This is a genomic window from Diaphorobacter sp. HDW4A, assembly GCF_011305995.1.
Lineage (GTDB): Bacteria > Pseudomonadota > Gammaproteobacteria > Burkholderiales > Burkholderiaceae_C > Diaphorobacter_A.
The window spans coordinates 4,158,205-4,175,034 of sequence record NZ_CP049910.1 but is presented as its reverse complement, the minus strand read 5'-3'; the positions used below and the strand labels follow the sequence as shown (position 1 = coordinate 4,175,034).

Annotated in this window: 15 protein-coding genes; all 15 read right to left on the bottom strand. The window is 60.1% G+C overall.

Annotated elements, in window-relative coordinates; all coding sequences use genetic code 11:
* Positions 1-37: 37 nt before the first annotated feature.
* Positions 38-829 carry a DNA adenine methylase gene (locus G7047_RS19120; protein WP_166308948.1) on the bottom strand — a complete coding sequence of 264 codons (792 nt, stop codon included), beginning with the start codon at positions 827-829 and terminating at the stop codon, positions 38-40.
* An 898-nt stretch (positions 830-1,727) separates the two neighbouring features.
* Complete coding sequence (locus G7047_RS19115) at positions 1,728-2,288, bottom strand: hypothetical protein (protein WP_166308945.1); 561 nt, start codon at positions 2,286-2,288, stop codon at positions 1,728-1,730.
* A 2-nt stretch (positions 2,289-2,290) separates the two neighbouring features.
* Positions 2,291-3,919: a carboxypeptidase-like regulatory domain-containing protein gene (locus tag G7047_RS19110; RefSeq protein ID WP_166308942.1), complete on the bottom strand. Its 1,629-nt coding sequence runs from the start codon at positions 3,917-3,919 to the stop codon at positions 2,291-2,293.
* Entirely contained in the window at positions 3,916-7,245 is a 3,330-nt protein-coding gene (locus tag G7047_RS19105) for a hypothetical protein (RefSeq protein WP_166308939.1), read from the bottom strand. The genes G7047_RS19110 and G7047_RS19105 overlap by 4 nt, the downstream gene beginning before the upstream one ends.
* A gap of 58 nt (positions 7,246-7,303) precedes the next feature.
* Positions 7,304-10,372, bottom strand: a complete 3,069-nt coding sequence (locus G7047_RS19100; RefSeq protein WP_166308936.1) for a tape measure protein — start codon at positions 10,370-10,372, stop codon at positions 7,304-7,306.
* Between the two features lie 842 nt (positions 10,373-11,214).
* Positions 11,215-12,015 carry a hypothetical protein gene (locus tag G7047_RS19095; protein ID WP_166308933.1) on the bottom strand — a complete coding sequence of 267 codons (801 nt, stop codon included), beginning with the start codon at positions 12,013-12,015 and terminating at the stop codon, positions 11,215-11,217.
* 6 nt (positions 12,016-12,021) lie between these two features.
* Complete coding sequence (locus tag G7047_RS19090; protein ID WP_166308930.1) at positions 12,022-12,228, bottom strand: hypothetical protein; 207 nt, start codon at positions 12,226-12,228, stop codon at positions 12,022-12,024.
* Positions 12,229-12,255: 27 nt separating this feature from the next.
* Positions 12,256-12,618 carry a hypothetical protein gene (locus tag G7047_RS19085; RefSeq protein WP_166308927.1) on the bottom strand — a complete coding sequence of 121 codons (363 nt, stop codon included), beginning with the start codon at positions 12,616-12,618 and terminating at the stop codon, positions 12,256-12,258.
* Complete coding sequence (locus G7047_RS19080) at positions 12,615-13,466, bottom strand: hypothetical protein (RefSeq protein ID WP_166308924.1); 852 nt, start codon at positions 13,464-13,466, stop codon at positions 12,615-12,617. The genes G7047_RS19085 and G7047_RS19080 overlap by 4 nt, the downstream gene beginning before the upstream one ends.
* Before the next feature lie 3 nt (positions 13,467-13,469).
* A complete protein-coding gene (locus G7047_RS19075) occupies positions 13,470-13,976 on the bottom strand; it encodes a hypothetical protein (RefSeq protein WP_166308921.1) in 507 nt (168 codons plus the stop codon).
* A 7-nt stretch (positions 13,977-13,983) separates the two neighbouring features.
* On the bottom strand, positions 13,984-14,466 hold the full coding sequence (locus G7047_RS19070; protein ID WP_166308918.1) for a hypothetical protein: 483 nt from the start codon (positions 14,464-14,466) through the stop codon (positions 13,984-13,986).
* Positions 14,459-14,785, bottom strand: coding sequence for a hypothetical protein (locus tag G7047_RS19065; RefSeq protein WP_166308915.1), 327 nt, complete (start codon positions 14,783-14,785; stop codon positions 14,459-14,461). Before G7047_RS19065 ends, G7047_RS19070 begins: the two co-directional genes overlap by 8 nt.
* Positions 14,772-15,254, bottom strand: coding sequence for a hypothetical protein (locus tag G7047_RS19060; protein ID WP_166308912.1), 483 nt, complete (start codon positions 15,252-15,254; stop codon positions 14,772-14,774). The genes G7047_RS19065 and G7047_RS19060 overlap by 14 nt, the downstream gene beginning before the upstream one ends.
* 4 nt (positions 15,255-15,258) lie before the next feature.
* A complete protein-coding gene (locus tag G7047_RS19055; RefSeq protein ID WP_166308909.1) occupies positions 15,259-15,771 on the bottom strand; it encodes a gp436 family protein in 513 nt (170 codons plus the stop codon).
* Positions 15,772-15,885: 114 nt separating this feature from the next.
* A complete protein-coding gene (locus tag G7047_RS19050; RefSeq protein ID WP_166308906.1) occupies positions 15,886-16,797 on the bottom strand; it encodes a Mu-like prophage major head subunit gpT family protein in 912 nt (303 codons plus the stop codon).
* Between the last annotated feature and the right edge of the window lie 33 nt (positions 16,798-16,830).

The window sequence follows — 16,830 nt, the reverse complement described above, 5'->3', positions numbered from 1 at the left end:
CGGGTTGAACTTTCGCACGGCGAAACAAAATTGCGCGTCAGAACAGTCCAGCGGGTTCAGCCTGTCGGTCCCAGTTGTAGATCACCAGTTCTCCGCGCTCAGCCCGGTTTGCGCCACCCCCAACCGTGTAGTCGATCTTGAGCGCCTCCATATCGAAGGCTTTGAAGCATTCCCGGATGGCCGGGTGGTCGTTGATGCTCACCACGGCCTTGCCTTTGATCGCTGCCAGCTTGGCCGCCATCAACTCATACTGAGGCCAATCGAACGGAACGCCATAGCCCTCAGTCTCCCAGTACGGTGGGTCCAAGTAGAACAGCGTGTGTGCTCGGTCGTAGCGGTCGATACAGGAACTCCAGTCGAGCTGCTCTATATACGTACCACCAGCGAGGCGCAGATGCGCGGCCGACAGGTTCTCCTCGATCCTCAATAGATTGATGGAAGGCGCAGTCGTGGCCGTTCCGAAGGTCTGGCCAGACACCTTGCCCCCGAAGCTCTGCTGCTGCAAATAGAAGAAGCGCGCCGCACGCTGCACGTCTGTGAGCGTCTCGGGGCGGGTCTCCTGCAGCCACTTGAACACCTGACGTGAGGTCAATGCCCATTTGAACTGACGGACGAACTCCTCCAGATGGTGGGTGACGACCCGGTAGAGGTTGACCAGGTCGCCGTTGACGTCGTTGAGAACCTCCACCGGCGCAGGGTTGCGGGCGAAGAACACCGCTGCGCCACCAGCGAACACCTCGCAGTAGCACTCATGAGAGGGAAAGCGGCTCAGCAGCAGGTCGACTAGGCGGCGTTTGCCACCGATCCAAGGAATGATTGGGGAAGTCATAGGGTGCAAGCTTCTTTTCTGTGGCGAAAATCTGATAGGCTAGACACGCTCTCGCGAGAGTGGCGGGTCTTCGCCGGGCTTGCAGACACACTGCAGGTTAGGGGCTTGGCTAGGTGTTGATCGCGCCCAGTCAGGTCGCCCGTCTTTTTTGTCTTTTGGGTCACCTCCGGGCTGGTGGTGGTCCGCACGTCGAGCAGCTGCTGGCCGAGGCTCTCGTCATTGAACGCTTGACGTGCAAATACTGTGGCCTCACCCCGAGTGCAAGTTCAGCCTCCCGAAGGTCAGCTGCAGTCGCCTCGTGGTGATCATTCCCATCATGTTGGCGCCACAGGAGCCCGACCCTTGAAACTGCCACAGGGTGCCCCTCGCTCGGCAGCGCTTCTTGAGCCAAGCCCAGGCGCGCACGGAGCATCCCATCGGCGAGTCTGCCCCAGCAGGACAGCTGGTCGAGGACTTGGGTCACGGCAGCGCGCCTGAAGAGCACCACCCCGTGGACATGACCAGAAATATTGTTACGGTGACGGCGGGCGCTGTACTGCTCCGGGATGCTTGGCAATCCAATTGCCACCAAGTCGGCATCCACTCGCACCTCACCCGCCCACGCGAACGGTGCACATGGGGCGGCGATCAGCGCATTCTCCAAAGCTGCAAACGTGCCGGGCAGGATTCGATCATCCGGATCGACGTGAGCCACAAACGGTGCCGAGCCCCTGCTGAATCCAGCGGCTCTCGCGGCCCCTAACCGACCGGGAATGCCTTGAATCCAGTACTGATTGACCGGCTCTGAATCCAGATCCTCTCGCAGTTCAGCGGCCCATGCGGCGCGCAGGCGATCACTAGCGAGATCGGCGGGCATGAGGACGTGACAATCAATGGAATGCATGGAACCCTCTCGACTTCACATGTATAGATTTTGGAGATTGAAACCGGGGTTCATATTCAGCGTGGCCACCTCTTCGCCCGCACAAATGGCCGTCAGCTTGAGTTCAGCGAACCACAGACTTGTTCCAAAGTACTCTCCCGGCAGAACGGTTACGAGCACGGTGTTTCCTTGCTCTTCAATCTCAACACCGTCCCACACGACGGTGTAGTCCCCGGATGGCGGCGGCGGCGTATTGAGTTCCCAGCGCCAGGACACGTCACACAGCGTTCGCCCCAAAAGTGATGCACGGATCTGCACTCCCGAGACTTCCATCGAGGGAATCCAGATGTAGCCCGAGACAAGACGACTGTCTTGAAACTCTGCCTTTTCGATGTATATCGAACCGTAACCACCGTCCCCGCTCTGCAAGATATCGATGCTCCACATTGCCCCATAGATGTCGCATTGACATGCGCCGGGCTCGGAGGGCTCTGCCGCCGCTTGAGCCTCTGGCTGCAGCTGGAATTCCACCTCGACCGTGTTGCCGGGTATCTGTTGCGCTCGCGTGGCGGGAAAGAATCTTCGGCGTTGGCTCATGCTTACACCACCACCACGGCTTCCGAAGCCGGATAGCCGTCTGCCTCGATCAATAGGACATGCCGTCCACGCTGGACAGGGAAGGACACCCGACCGGCGCTGTCCGCTATCCGGGTGGACTGGCCGTTGAGCGTGATGCGAGCCCCGGCCAGCACATGGCCCTGTTCGTCGCGAGCCGTGAAAATGATCTCGCTGTCGGCGATCTCGACGGTGATCCCGGCCTGAATCACTGGATCGAAGGCGGATGACAGCTGTGTCGTCTCGATGACTGGTGAGGAACCAATGGGTGCCTCGACGGTGCAGCTCAGACTGGCGGCCGACAGATCCAGCTCAGCGCTCACGAGCCGGTGACGGCCCTCAATCGGCGACAGTGGGTGATTCAGGTGGACCCATGCGCCCGTGGCCACGTCGGCGAACGACTGCTGCCACGTGACCCGCCAGCGGGGTCTGGCCAGCCAAGCCAGCATGCGCTGCCCGAGCTGCTCAGCGTGGCGGGCGGTACGCAGCCAAGGCGCTTTCCACTCCTGCTCAAGCACGCCGTATTCGTTGACTGCATCGGGGGCCTGCAGCTGGATCGCACGGCGAAACCGAGAGCCCGCATGGTCCCAGTCATACAGCACGCGCAGCACAGTGCAAATGCCTGTGGCCTGCGTTGTCGCCTGCAGATCCTCCGCGTTCAACTTGTCCACGCGCATGGCTGGGGTCGCATCGTCCGCAATCGGTGGCCACGTCATTGCAATGCCGGGCATGGCCGCTGCCCACGCGCTCCCTGCGGACTGCATCAACTCGTCGATCGCTGCCCGGATGCTGACGGAGTTGTCTGCCATGAGCCCACCGAGCACCAGGTGCGACGTTTCGGTGCGATAGTCGTCGAAGTCAGCCCATTCGACTGGGGCGCGAGCCAAGTTGGCCAGCACGTCATGCAGGATCTCTGCCGGCGTCTGCAGGAGCAGGCCAGTCACTGGGTGCATGCGGCCGCGCAGTGTCACTGCAAGGCGCTCCCCATCGGCCAGCGGCTCGGCCAACTCCAGAAAAGAGACGGCCTGGCCGGTGCTGTCCACTCCGTTACGCCAGTCAAAAGCCATTGTGGCCACATCGTCGCGCTTGACTTCATCCACTCCCGCGATCGGGTGATCGAGGAGGAAGAACAAGCGCTGATCGTCGCTGTATTGGATTGGCGTGACTGTCACCTGACCCCACCCCCACGGAAGCACCAGCACCTCGCGCCAACCGCCCCACACGGCGCTGGTGCGAAGCGGAACGTTGTCGGATATCGGGCGATCCATGCCCGCCTCAAGGCTCACTTTGGCCGTCGAGCCCAGCTGAATGGTGGTGACGATACCTTCGAAAACGCTTCCATCCACAGTCAGCACCTGAGCTGAATGGCGCACCGGTGGCCGGGTGCCCCACAGCTTGGTGAGCTCGCCGCCTGCGTTGTCCAGATCCGCATCCATGTTGCTGGTTGATGCTGACGCGATGCCAGGAATGGAGAGTGGCCGCTGAATCGTGGAAATGCCCGCCAACAATGGAAGCGCACGGTCTGTCGAGAGCAAGGCTGCATCAGCGCGCTCGCGGACAAAGCCCACCGAACACCCGTCCACACCCCCGTCGATTTGCAGCCATGCCTTCATGCGTACACCGGCTCCAGCTCAAGCGACGCGGAAAGCAGGCGATGCTCGGCCGCATCCGGCTGGAACTCGTGTTCGTCGGATACATCGAGAGCGTCGGCCGCAAAGCGGACCAGCGATGCATCCACCGGATGTAGCCAATGTGGAACGAACAGCAGTGGTTCATCGGCTGACTGGGCCCAGTCTAGCAACCCGATGAGCTGCTCAACGTCGCTCTCCAATAGCCGACTGGCCGCGCTGTCACCCGAAGACCAGGACAAGCTCCAGCCGTCGCCTACGCCGGAATACAAACTGGCCGGATTCAGGCCGCTGCCACGGCCAACCGCCCAACGACGGCGTCGCTGGCACTTGCTCGCGTGGTGGTCAGTGGCCAGCGGCTGGCCAGCCCAGATCCAGCCGATATTGCCGCTGGCGGCGTTGCTCACGGTCAGCCGCAAATACCGCGCCTGCAGCTCGGCAAACTGCACGCTGACAGCACGAGCCACGTCCATTGCCAAAGCGGGGCCCCAAGAAGCGTTGTCGGCCGACGTCTCAACGGTCACCACGGCACCTTGCGGCAGCTCGTAGCGCGCCAAGGCCAGCGCCTCAATGTCTTGAACGGCTCCGAAATCAATCACGATGGATGCGCCATCGTCCGACCACCCCCACGCTGACGCATTCGAGTCTCGCACGTGGCTTGCAGCCCATGGCTGGTGCACGTCGAAGAGGTAAGAATCGCCGGGCACAAACGATGGCGCGGCACCAGCGTCGAAGTTCGCTGTGATTCCATCAACCAACGCTGCAGCCCCGCCTTCGGGAATGTCGGTCAACGCAGACCAGTTACCGTCGCTGCGCTTCCATCGATACTGCCCGGCCTCAATGGCCAGAGTGAACACGTCGCCGAGACTGAAGGGGATGCCGCCGAGAGACAGCAACATGTCCGCCCCGGCCGCGCTGTAGATCGGCGTTGCGCTCCCATCGGTCGGCACCACGTAGTCAGCGAGAGCGCCCGATGTGCCGCCAGCCACACGCCATGTCTGTTCATCCGTCCCATCGACACCGCCTGTCAGCCAGGCCGGACCCGCCGCAATGGTCTGGATGACTGCCTCGTCACCCACCTGATACGGCCGATCACTGTCCACCTGCTCAATGCGAAGCGTCAGCTGATCACCTTCCTTCAGCCGTTCGGGGCACGCCACCACAAGGCCAAAGCCAAACTCCATGGTGGAGTAAGCCTTGCCTGTTTCAGTGTCGCGCCGAGCGCTCACATAAGCCTGATTGGTGAATGCGGGCAAATAGTATCCATCGACGTCAGCCCACCAGTAGCTGTCGCGATGGTCAATCCAGCAACCGCCCGCATCATCGCTGCTGGATTCAGATTTTGGGACGATGCCCGCCAACGTGCGCACATAGTCCATGCGAGCGCCAAACCCGCGCGCCAACTGCCGAATCATGTCCTGGATCGTGGCAGCGGTCGTTGAAGCTGACACCACCAAGTCCTTAGGCGCGCCATCGGCAAGACACCGATAGTCCGTTTCGTGAGTGAACCCGTCCACTGTCGAGGTGACAGTGAACACATCTCCGCTCGTGTCCCAGATGGTGCTTGCCGGGTCTGTCCATCCAATATCCCCGTCTCGGAAGATTTGGACCGACCCCTCATGTCGAGTGGCCACAACCACATACACGTTGTTATCGACGGGATTTAGCCACGCATTGCCGACTTCACCCCCCTGAAAGGACTGGCGAACTATCCACGGGGAAGCATCCAGCCCCATCATCCACGCCATTTGAAGCTGCAGCGCTGTAAGTGCGGCATCCCATTCAGCGAGCGCAGCGGGCGCCTCCCAGACCTCGGCAAGTGCATCGGCAAAGGTAGTGGTGACCGCCTCGGCCAGATCCATATCCACCGGCGCCCATTGCTTTGCAAAGGCGAGTTTGACGTTCGCCGTCATGAATTCTGATCGCCAGGAATACAGCGACTCCAATCGCTGCTGATACGCAGCATCCAAGGCCATATCGCCTCCTTCTGTTAGCCCCAAGCAGGACAACGAGAGCCGGGGCGTTGGCATGTCGCTGCATTTGCAGTCAGCCGGTGGGCGCTGCTGATATTTGAAAGTGACCGTGCGTGCCTTGGCGTTGCGGCCAAAGCGGAATGGCCGCACGCACACGCTTGGCAGCCCGGCGTTCTCGGCCCGGCTGGTCGGCTCGTACTTGAACGACCACCGGCCACTGTCCACGGTGGTCGGCGCGATCAGAGGAATCAGAAACTGTGCGGCCGCACTGTCGTAGGCCACTCCGGTCGTTGCGACAGGCAGCGTGCCAGACACGTCGCCCACAACGCTCCAGCGTTCATAGCCAACCGTGTCTGCGTTGATGCACCGAACCGTCAGAGTCTGGGTTGAAGCCTGCAGTGGCACTCCAACGTCCTGCAGAGCGACCTTGCCGCTCAATGCCGCAAGCCATGCTTGAGTGCGTAGCGGAACGTCGATCGACGCCTGACCGCCAACGGTGCGATCTGAGGCCACGACGCCAGCGACCTCGACCAAAGCCGAGGATTGGAGAGCGACGAGCAAGTCATTGAATGACCTGATCAGGGGTTGACCGGCACCAATGTCGCCATAGGCCTCGACCGTCACACCGTCCGTCACCGAGACAAGATACCCGCCAGTGATCAGATGAACCTGCGTGCCCTTGGCGATGTCACGCTCCAACGATGGAGACAGCCCAAACTGCCAATCACCATCCTTGTACTCGCGCCATGGCCGATAGACCTGCGGATCGAAGCCGAACTGGATACGCGGACTGTTGGCATCGAGCTCGCTCTTCGTTGACAACGGAAGGCCACCGAAGTCCCACTGGCTACCAGTCTGGCGAGTGGTGCCCGTGCTCCAGTCCGCCAGCAACGCCCAGTCGGTCGCTGTGCGCGTGAGCTGCGGCGTTACTGCCAGTCTGATGGAATTGCCGATCACACCAGGAGCGCGGGCCCGGATCCGCGCCGAACGGACGTCCAGGCCTGCTGTTGCCGTGGGAATGCCCAGATCGGCGAGAGTGAGCGTGAGGCTCTGCAGCGTCGCTGCAGCATCCACGGACTGGATGGTGAGCTGTCCATTCCCGACGCCAATGAACTGGGGAACGGATGCACGTGGGATGCCTCCTGCGGCGACGATTTCCAACTCGATCTGAGCAGCCTCGTGCCCGGTGTATGCGCCTGAGAGGCGAACTCGGCCACCGCCCGAGCGGGTTGCGCTGATGCGCTCAATCGCAGTGCTCTCCCGCACGCCCGATGCGGCAAGGATTGCACTGCGGACAAGGTTGTTTCGTCCAGAAAAAAAGCGTTGCACAGAAGGCATGGAAGCCACTGTGCCAACGCTTGCGTCGTCAGCCTCAATAAAACGTTTTACAGATTGCCTATCGAGAAAGTCGTGTCAGCTTGGCCAGCTCTGGCTCAACCAGCCGTGCCAGTTTCACGGGGTCACTGATGCCGTTGGCATTCAGGGTGATATTGACTATGGACGAACCAGAAGTCGGTGCCGTCGAGACCCCGCCGCCGCCATTGCTGCCATTGCTTTGCTGACCACTGCCGCCGCCCGAGCTTTCGTTAGTTTCCCGTGCCTTGGCCTTTCGCTGCTTATCCTCTTCCTTGTGGATGGCGCCCAACAGTTCCAGTTGTTGATCAAGCAGCTGCAGCTCCTGAGTGAGGCGCTCGATATCCTCCTGGTTGTTGTTGAGCTGGGCGCGCTGCAGGTCCAACTGCATGAGCTTTTGCTGACGCACGACCTCGGCCTCTTCGCGTTGTTGTTTGGCCAACGCGATTTCCTCTTCTGTACCGTTCAGTTCGAGGAGACGCATGCGCAGATCATCGACGCCCTTGGCGGTTCCGCTGCCCTGCTCCTCCATCTGCTTTTGTTGAGCCTCCAGCGTTTCCAGTACTTCAACGAGCCTCTTGTGTTCCTCGGCCATCTCTTTGACGCCCTTGTTTGCGTCCCAGACCACGGCGGCGACGGCCGACGAGTACTTGCTGGCGGCTACACCAGCGTCGATCCAGCTGGACTCTACGTTGCTCATCGCGGCGTTCTGCTCGTGGGCCTGTGTGACCATGTCCTTCGTCGATTCCCACCCTGACTGGGCCATTTCTTCCAGCGATTTACCTGACGCCTTGGCCGCATCGCCGACGTCCTTGGTAGCGTCCTCGGCCTCCTTCATGCTCTTGACGATGGACTTGCCCGCCTTGTCGGTCTCGATGACCATTCCATATTGTTGGGCTTGCGCCTTGAGGGATGCATCGGCAATGCCGTTGTTGGCCGCTATCGCAGCCTCGGCCATCGCCTCCCATGCTTGGTTGATCTCACGGGGCGTTGCCGTGCCACTGGCTTTGACCGCATCGAATGCCTTTTTGGCTGACGTAGCCAAAGCATCCAGCTCCTTTTGAGGCTTGACACCGAGATCACGTAATGCTTCCTCCAGACTCTGGATTCCGGGTATCTGTGCCTCGATGGTCGCTCGCTGTTTGTCGAGCGCTACCTGCGTGCGCTGAATACCATCGGCGCTGATCTTGCCCGCCTCGCCCATGGCCTTGAGCTCGCGCTGCAGTGCGTCGATTGCCTGGAGGCTGTCTGCCTTCGGAATGGCTGCTACAAAGGCCATTTCAATGGCGCGGGCCGCATCCGTCACACTCACTCCAGCCGCAAGCGCCGTGCGAGATATCAACTCCACCGAGTTGATTGCCTCCTGCGCTCCGCTGCTGATCTTGCCCAGAGCCTGAGCTGAATTCACGCCCAGCTTGTCGAAGCTGGCCGCAAGCACCATTTCATTGATTTGGGCCAGCCTGTCAGCCGATATTCCCGCTTCCGCATAGGCCAGTTGAACCCGAGCCAGCAAGCTGGACAATTGACCCGTGTCCATGACTGAGATCGCCGCTTTCCATGCAGCTGCGGTTTCCTTTGCTGTCGTGCGGCCAACGCTTTGCAGCACGTCCAACGAGCGAATCAACCCATTGATGTCCTCGGACTTGTTGAAGTCGAGCGACTGTGCAATTTTCTTGAATGCATCCTCGACACCTTCCCCTTTTTCAGCCAGTTCTTCAAAGTTCTTTAGGATTTTGGCGGTCTTCAGGCTTGCCAGCTCCTGGCCCGTTTTGTTGGCCGCAGTCGCAAGTTTCTCCTGCGCCTGTGCCGCTGAAAGCCACTTTCCGGTGGCTTCGTCTTGAACGAGGAGACCGCGCTTTTGAGCGCTCATGACTTCTTCGAAGCTTGTCACCAAGACGCCTGTGGAATCCGTTATCTCCCGATAGCGTTGCGCTTCTTGCTCGTCAAGTTTTACTTTCAACCGCTGGGCGCTCGCCACCCGTTCTTTGACCTCCTTCAAATCCAGCAAAGCGAAGGTCAGCTTGATCACTTGATCCGCAATTCCCGCATACCCGACCGAGCGCAGCATTGGCCCCGTGCGCTGCAGCGTTGTGCTGAGTAGTGTTGCCGCTGTGGCGGCGCGCACATTGGCCCCTGCCAATGTATTGGTTGCAGCTGCAGCGCCCACGACTGCCTGCGTGTAGCCTTGCACGGCAAGCACCATTCGAGCCGCGAACACACCCACAATCACCTTGCCTGCTGTCGCAGCAACCTTCACCAGCGTGTCGAGGTTACCCGCGACGAGGTCAATCACTCCCGCGATGCGTTGCGAGGCATTGTTGGCCTTGTCCGTCTCGCTCACGAACAGCGACCAAGCCGTGCTCAGATTCTGGACTGATCGGCCAATGGTGGGCGGTAAAGATCCGAACTCCTGCTGCAGCGTCTTTGCCTGTGACTTCAACGCACCTATCACCACCCCGGAAGACAGCTTGCCTTCCTCCGCCATGGCGCGCAACTGGCCCACCGTGACGCCCAACCCATCCGCAAGCGCACGCGCAAGGCGCGGAGCTTGCTCCATGACACTGTTGAACTCATCGCCGCGCAACACACCCGATTGCAGCCCTTGAATCAACTGCGTAATGGCCGCGTCCGACGACTCAGCCGAAGAGCCCGAAAGCTGCACCGCCTGATTGACGGTCTCCACGATGGCAAGGCTCTGCGCTGCCGCCTTTTGGGCCGAGAGCCCCGCATCCTTGCCCACATCGGTGATGCGTGCAAACAGCGTTCCGGTGGTTTCCAGACCGCTGTTTGTGCGCTGGGCTGTTTCAGCAACTTGACTCCACATCTTGTCAAACAACTGCCCATCGCCCACGGCCAACTTGATCCGCGCCATGAGGTTGCTCACTTCATCGGCGGTCTGTGCCAACCCCTTCGCCGAGTTGATCGCACCCATAGCGGCCTGAAGGCCAACGTAGGCATTGCGCAGCAGCGCCAGTTGCTTGTTGACTGCCTGCACTCCAGCGTTTATTTGCTGATGTGATGCATCAGCTGTCGTTGCCGCTGCTCTCGCCTTCCCAGCCATCTCAACATACGCATTGCCCACTTGGGAGACACGTTGGCGCACCTGCTCCATTTCTTGGCGTATGCGCGTTTGCGCCGCTGCCAGAGCGGTGCTCGAAATTCCGACTTCAGCCATGGAGTCGCGCGTGCGTTGCAACTCGACCCGGCTTTGGGCATAGGCCTGATTCGCCTTCTGTGCCACTACACGTTGCGTATCGAACGCTTGGGATGCTGCCTTCGCGTCAGATCCAATCTGGCGCATGGCGTTGGCTGATTCACGGTACTGCGCTCCGAGCGCTTTCACTTGGGCGCCGGTCTCCTTGTACTCCGTTTGTAGCGCGCCCAGTTGCCCCCGCACTTCCTTCATGCGTTCTGTCTGGAGTGCCGTGTCTGCCTCCGACTGCTTGGATGCTTGCCCAAACGACTTCAATTCGTTCTTGGCTTCAGCGATGGCCAACCCGAGTTGCTCGTGATGCAGCTGTGACTGCTGCAGCGTCTGGGATAGCTTTTGCTCATCTGCCTGAGCCTGCTGGAGCGCTTGCTGCTTTTCCCTGAGCGCCAGTGCTGCCACCTTGGTGCTCGCCTGCGCCTTTTCTGCGGCATCTGCATAGGCAACGGTCTGAGTCTTGAGGCTTGAGAACTGATCCACCAGCCCTTGCTGTTGCGCCAAACCACGCAACTCCGCTGCCAGAAGCTGAAGCTGCGGCGCAGCGTCTCCGCCAGCATCGGCCAGCTTTTCAAGATCGACTGCCAGCGCTTCAACACTGTCTGCACCATCGGTCTCCGTGTTGATGACCAGTTTGGCTTTTAATTCGGAATTCCCCATGTCACATCCTCAATATCGGTTACCCAAAAGAAAACCGCGCTCAGGCGACAAGCCCGGCGCGGTTTTTTGTTGCCCCGGCCTGCGCCAGATCAGGCAGGCAGATCTGGCATCACATCAATGCGCATGAACGGCCCGAAGTCGGCGTCAGACTGCAGCTCGGGAACGTACAGCGCTTGACCGCCAAGGGTCAGTTCGCTGGCTTCGTCGCTGATCCAGCCGAAGTCGCCGTTCATCGCCAGGCTGATGCGCGGGATGATCAGTCGGACTTTCTGGCCATCGCCGTTGATGCCCGAGAAGATGATTCCCTTCTCGACGTTGGTCTTGCTGAACGCGGCGATGTTCACATAGCCCGCATAGCTGTAGTCCACGAGCATCGGCTCGACGTGTGTTGCCGGATGCGCCAGCAGACGATATCGGCTGTGATCTGCATCACTGATCTCGTAGTGTGTGCCTTCGACATATACGAGCGGCGTGACAGCGGTGCTGTCTTCGATCACCACATCTGAGCTGCGCGGGTTCTTCAAAAAGAAGTAGTCGCCGATTTGCAGCTCGGCCAATCGTTCGGCGGTCACCGTGCCTGCGGGCTTGACCACAGCGTCGCCGAAGAACGACTGCGCCAACGTGCGGCCGTCGAACTGAACCATGGACAGACTGACCGTGAGGCTCTTTCCCGTCTCCTGTTCCTTGAGCGTCAAGCGCTGGCCAGAGCAGCTTTCCTTGATGGTCGAGGTTTCGCGAGCCGGAGTGGCGGTCAGCGTGCGATTGCCGCAGCCGACGCCATACAGGTTGGTCAAAAAGCCCATTTCGGGGCGGCCCTTGACGGGGTCATAGGTGCCGATCATGACCGGACCTTGACCGTTCCAGATCATGCTGGTGGATGCGAGAGTCATGCTTCTTTACTCCTTTTTGACAGTAGCGTTTGTGGCGATCACCGCAGACTTCTCAGCTGGCGGTTCTGCTGGAGCCTTTCCTTCCGTGGCCACCTTCTTGGAGATCAGCCAGTCGGCCTTGTCTTCGGCCAGACTGATCGTTTCACCAACCTTGTAATTGCGCCCCGCGTGGCGGTGAGGCTGGATCAGTTCAATCCACTTTTTCTTCGACATAGGTCGCTCCTTTAAAAAACTGCTTTGCTAAGCGGGTTCGGGTTCATCGATAGGCGTGCTGTACTGCCGCACCATTTCATTCAGCGCAAAGGCGTAGAACATGCGACGCAACTGGCCGACTGTGTAGATTTGGCCGTTTGTCTCGCCCGTATCGACATCGATGTCGGCGAAGGTCTCAGCGTCCTTGGCCGGGTCGAACAGCGATACAAACTGCCCGACCGGGACATATGCAAAACCGCCGCCCTCGAGCAAGATCTCGTCTTCGATCACCCAGGTGATTGCTGGAGTGCCCCCCTGCGTTTGGTTTGGACTCGTGCCGACGAATGAGGACACGCGTCGACGCGTTTGACCTGGGGCGGTTTGTGGAAGATAGATGCTGCGTTCGGTCATGTTGTGTAGAAGATGGTCGTCTTGAATGGCCGGCCAACGATGGCGGATGAGCTAGATGCCTGCGTGTAGACGCTCACGTATGTGTCGTCGTAGAACGTCATGAACCACGGCCCGGCAACGATGTTCGGCATCCACCATTTACCTGTGCTGTTTTGCACTGCGGTTATGACTCCCAAAATGACTGCAGCGCTCGACAAGCCGTGTGTCACATTCGTCGTGTCACCGGCGGTCGCGGAAAGCGTGCCTGTTACGAGCTTCACTTTGATAGTCGGAGACAGTTCTCCGAGGGCGAGCCCACCAGAAACCTTGAGCGATGAGGGTATTGAGGAGCCCTGACGGCTCAAGATGAGCATGGGGTTGGCGGTGTCGAATGCACCCCAGTTCGTCGATCCCAGTACTCGAAGCTGCGAGTAGCCCCACCCGGTATCCATCGTCGATGCCAGCGCCACTCCAGAATGGATATGAAATGTTCCACCGATCTTCGTATTGGTTTGCAGGTGGACTACCGATCCGTAATTCACGACAGCCGGGTCAGGCGCGCCCGATGTTCCTTCGCCGACTGAAACTCCGCCCGCAAAGTACTGGCGGTTGGTCCATGCCCAAGATGCTGTAGAAATCCACTCACCGATCTTGGCGACGGTCGATTTCAAGAATCCGCTTTTCCAAACACCAATCTGCTCGCTACCGTTGAGCGTGGTTTCAGTGACGGCACTCACATCGCCCAAGGCCGCCTGTGCGTCCGCCAGCGTATCCTTGCCCGTGCCACCAGCTTCGATTGGCACGGCGTCACCAGCTGGCATCTCTCGGAAGAGCCCGGCGATGAGGGAAAGCGGACGACGCAGTGCCATGGCTCAGGCGAGAACTACGGGCGCACCGCGCTCGAAGTTGATCGTTGTCGCGCTGGTCGCCACGCCCAGTTGCTGCACGACGTTGCCAGTGGCGCTAGGCACAGTCACGCCAGCCGTTCCGGCGGTGGTCTGCAAGTACACGTTGCCGGGGGTCTGTCCGGTCACCTGGGTGTTCGTGCCTTCGAAGTAAACCGTGGCATTCGCGCCGTTGGCCACCGCTGCCAACACGAAGCCATGCGCTTCTTTGCCAGAAGTGGTCGCATCAGCCTTGCGAGCCTTCGCGCCAGCGCTGTTGTAGATGTTCACGAAGTCACCGGCCGCCAGTGTTTCACTGGATGCGATCACCGCCGTATCCGCGCCGATGCCCACCGGCATCATGCTGTTGTCCAGACGGCCTGACTCATCGAGCACGGGCACGTCGCCCGCGTTGGCGGCTCCCGCACTGGATTGGATGCCGAAAACCTCGGTGAATACGCCTCCCACGAGGCGGATGAATTTCTTTGCGGACATGGATTCCTCAGAGGTTGATAGGCATCTGAACGTTGATCAGCATGGAGTCCGATGCCGTTGGAACTCCGATGACAAGAGAGACGCCTGTAGTTGGCGGTGACTGGGTCAGCACACCGTTCAGGCCCAGAAAGATGGGCTTCGAGGCAAGCCAGGCCCAGCTCGACTCGACGATGACGCCTGCAGTCTGGACATTGGCGGCCGAGCCAGCGCTTGCACTGCCGGTGGTGATGCCGAGAACTGCATTGGCGTGGAAGACATCGTCACGGCTCGCATGGAAGGCGAAACCATCACGGGCAAACACAACACGGTGACCGCCCAGCGCTTCGCCAGCGGGCAGCGCAATGGACTGCACTCCGCCGCCATCACCCGGATCACCTTTCGGTCCGGCGATCACGTTGGCCATATCGGCATGCAGGCGTGCTGTCGGTCGAAGCACACGCAAAGCGAGCGAAGGCTGCAGCTGCAGATTGAGTTCGATTGTTTCAGCCATGCTCGGTCGCTCCCCTGATCACCTCAAAGCGGGCGTTATCCGTGTAGACACGCACGCCCTCGGGAGACTCCAGACAGATGTCGAACCACAACTGGCCGACAGGCCATGTCGTGGTATCGAGCTTGAGTAGACGCAAGACGCGGGTGGCAGCGGTATCAGTCCACTCCACGTCCAGAGCGGCCACGAGACCACCGCTGTCGGAACGCACTTGAGACGTTGGAACCCAGCCAGCGAACTGACCATCTGCGAACCGGCTCGGCAGCCGCACCAGGAGGTCAAAGCTCGCGCCGCGCTTGATATTGAATTCACACGGCGCCATTGCAAGCTCCTGGAGCGCAAGGGTCATCCTTGTGCAGCATGTAGACCAAGCGGTACATGTCGCCAAACAACATCACGGAGGAGTTGTAGTCGAGCACATGGCCAGAGACCCAGCCGACTGTGTTCGCACCGCGAAGCTTGGGCCTGAACCCTATCAGCGCCGCGCGCACCATGCCCACCAACGTTCTGGCCTCGTCGGCCATCTGCTCGCCGAGTTGCTCACGGTAGTTGCGCAGTGCCAAGACAACGCCAAACTGGACCGCCGCCTCTTGAGCGCACACGCCAACGCTAGCCGGTATCTTGTTGGTGTTGGTTTCCTCAGCGAACACCACATAAGCGCTGGGCGTGCGAAAGTTGGTCAGCTCCTTCACGGCGGCATAGTCAGCAGCGCCGCCCACGGTCTGAAAATCGGGCACGCACAGCTTCAGTCGCTGCACGATCAAGCCAGTGTCGAAGGGTTCAAAGTTCATGGCGTCACCGGAACGAGCGCAACTGGTTGCGCCCGAACACGCTGGGCGTGCAGGTAAAGCGGGCGTCTGTTTTATTGTTGGCCACCGTGTCCTTCGCCCCCAAGCTGAACTTACCGTCAGCCGTTCGCTGCAACATGCGCGTGGCATCGGTGTACGCACGGGCGATGGGATCTTTGCTTTCGAGTGAGGTGCGGTTCTTGTGCAGCATGTAGCGTGCAATCGAGCGGCACCACGCGATCACCAGCGACGGTACCGGATTCAGCGGCAGCGCATAACCACGCTTGGCGAGGAATCCATCGATCACTGAGCACGCATCGGCGACGGCAGAATCGATGCGTGCGATCGCGCTCTGCGCTTCCTGCACGGTGTCCGCTGGCCAGCTGCTGACAACACCGCCACGCAGCAGCGCATCGAGCAGCTCGGCGGGCACCAGCGGGCGGTGCTCGTCAGACGCCACTTCGGAAAGCTCCAGTGCTCCTGGGCTTTCGGCGAGTTCTGCATGGGTGATGTATGGCATGTCGGTCGTCGGTGAAATAAATGAGGGTTGCCGGGGCAGTTCTGTGATCAGGCCTATCCGCGCCCCGGCGGCAGACGCGGCGAGTGCCGCACGGCCTCTCCTTGGGGTTGTTGGTTACAGCCAGTCCGCAGCCAGCAAGGTGAGCACGCCTTTGAGATCGTTGGTCTCAGTGGCGGTACCGGCTTCGTTTGGCACGAGATCGGCGGTCAGCAACTTGTTGGCGTCGAAGCGCAACGCCTTGGGCACCGCCAGCATGTTTGGCGAGATGCCGAGCGGACGGCCGTGGTCGCCGACTTGCGTTTCCATCGCAGTGATCACAGCCTTCAAGTTGGCTGCGTTCAATGGCTTGTTGCTGGCATGCGCGAGCTGCCAGAAGCCGAAGCCTGCATTGCGGCGCGCGTCCACCCCGTACACGAACTCGGCACGGTCGAAGACGTTGTCGTCGGTCTCTGCCGTCTTCGTGACGAAGTTGGGGGCCTTACGGTTCTGGAAGATCAGCGGCTTGATTGCGCGGCGGGTTTCCAGCACGTACCAAGTGGGTCCGTCGTTGCCATCATCCGAGATGTTGGAGACGTTCACTTCCTTGCCCTTTTCGTTCAGCACTTTGTGCTGGGCCGAGAAAAAGGGCTGGCCGTCATAGCAAAGAGCGATGCGGCCGCTTTTGAGCATGCCGAACGTCAGTTCGTCCGGATGTGCATCGACAGCACGCCCCATCTCGGTCATCAGTGGGATGTAGACGCCGTACTGGTCGTCTTCAATCGCCACGCGAGGAACTCCCACCGTCATTTCGAACGACTTGTTCTTGATCGTGTAGCCATGGTTGCCGATAGCGTGCACCACCCGGTCGCCCAGCCATTCACGCAGGCCGGGCAATTTGCCGAGCCAAGCATATTCTTCGGATCCCGTCGTGCTGGGCACTACCGTTGCGATCTGGGTGTATTGGCTTGCGGCTTGGCCCAAGCCCCCCTTGAATGCCGCATTGAATGCGACATATAGGGCCTTCAAATTGGCGTTGTTGATTTGCATGTTGCTTTCCTTGCGTGCAAATGGTTTTCAGAA

Bases quoted from the DNA above. Each gene is read 5' to 3' on its own strand.
- G7047_RS19120 (WP_166308948.1), bottom strand. From the start codon at position 829: ATGACTTCCCCAATCATTCCTTGGATCGGTGGCAAACGCCGCCTAGTC.
- G7047_RS19115 (WP_166308945.1), bottom strand. From the start codon at position 2,288: ATGAGCCAACGCCGAAGATTCTTTCCCGCCACGCGAGCGCAACAGATA.
- G7047_RS19110 (WP_166308942.1), bottom strand. From the start codon at position 3,919: ATGAAGGCATGGCTGCAAATCGACGGGGGTGTGGACGGGTGTTCGGTG.
- G7047_RS19105 (WP_166308939.1), bottom strand. From the start codon at position 7,245: ATGCCTTCTGTGCAACGCTTTTTTTCTGGACGAAACAACCTTGTCCGC.
- G7047_RS19100 (WP_166308936.1), bottom strand. From the start codon at position 10,372: ATGGAGCAGGTGCGCCAACGTGTCTCCCAAGTGGGCAATGCGTATGTT.
- G7047_RS19095 (WP_166308933.1), bottom strand. From the start codon at position 12,015: ATGACTCTCGCATCCACCAGCATGATCTGGAACGGTCAAGGTCCGGTC.
- G7047_RS19090 (WP_166308930.1), bottom strand. From the start codon at position 12,228: ATGTCGAAGAAAAAGTGGATTGAACTGATCCAGCCTCACCGCCACGCG.
- G7047_RS19085 (WP_166308927.1), bottom strand. From the start codon at position 12,618: ATGACCGAACGCAGCATCTATCTTCCACAAACCGCCCCAGGTCAAACG.
- G7047_RS19080 (WP_166308924.1), bottom strand. From the start codon at position 13,466: ATGGCACTGCGTCGTCCGCTTTCCCTCATCGCCGGGCTCTTCCGAGAG.
- G7047_RS19075 (WP_166308921.1), bottom strand. From the start codon at position 13,976: ATGTCCGCAAAGAAATTCATCCGCCTCGTGGGAGGCGTATTCACCGAG.
- G7047_RS19070 (WP_166308918.1), bottom strand. From the start codon at position 14,466: ATGGCTGAAACAATCGAACTCAATCTGCAGCTGCAGCCTTCGCTCGCT.
- G7047_RS19065 (WP_166308915.1), bottom strand. From the start codon at position 14,785: ATGGCGCCGTGTGAATTCAATATCAAGCGCGGCGCGAGCTTTGACCTC.
- G7047_RS19060 (WP_166308912.1), bottom strand. From the start codon at position 15,254: ATGAACTTTGAACCCTTCGACACTGGCTTGATCGTGCAGCGACTGAAG.
- G7047_RS19055 (WP_166308909.1), bottom strand. From the start codon at position 15,771: ATGCCATACATCACCCATGCAGAACTCGCCGAAAGCCCAGGAGCACTG.
- G7047_RS19050 (WP_166308906.1), bottom strand. From the start codon at position 16,797: ATGCAAATCAACAACGCCAATTTGAAGGCCCTATATGTCGCATTCAAT.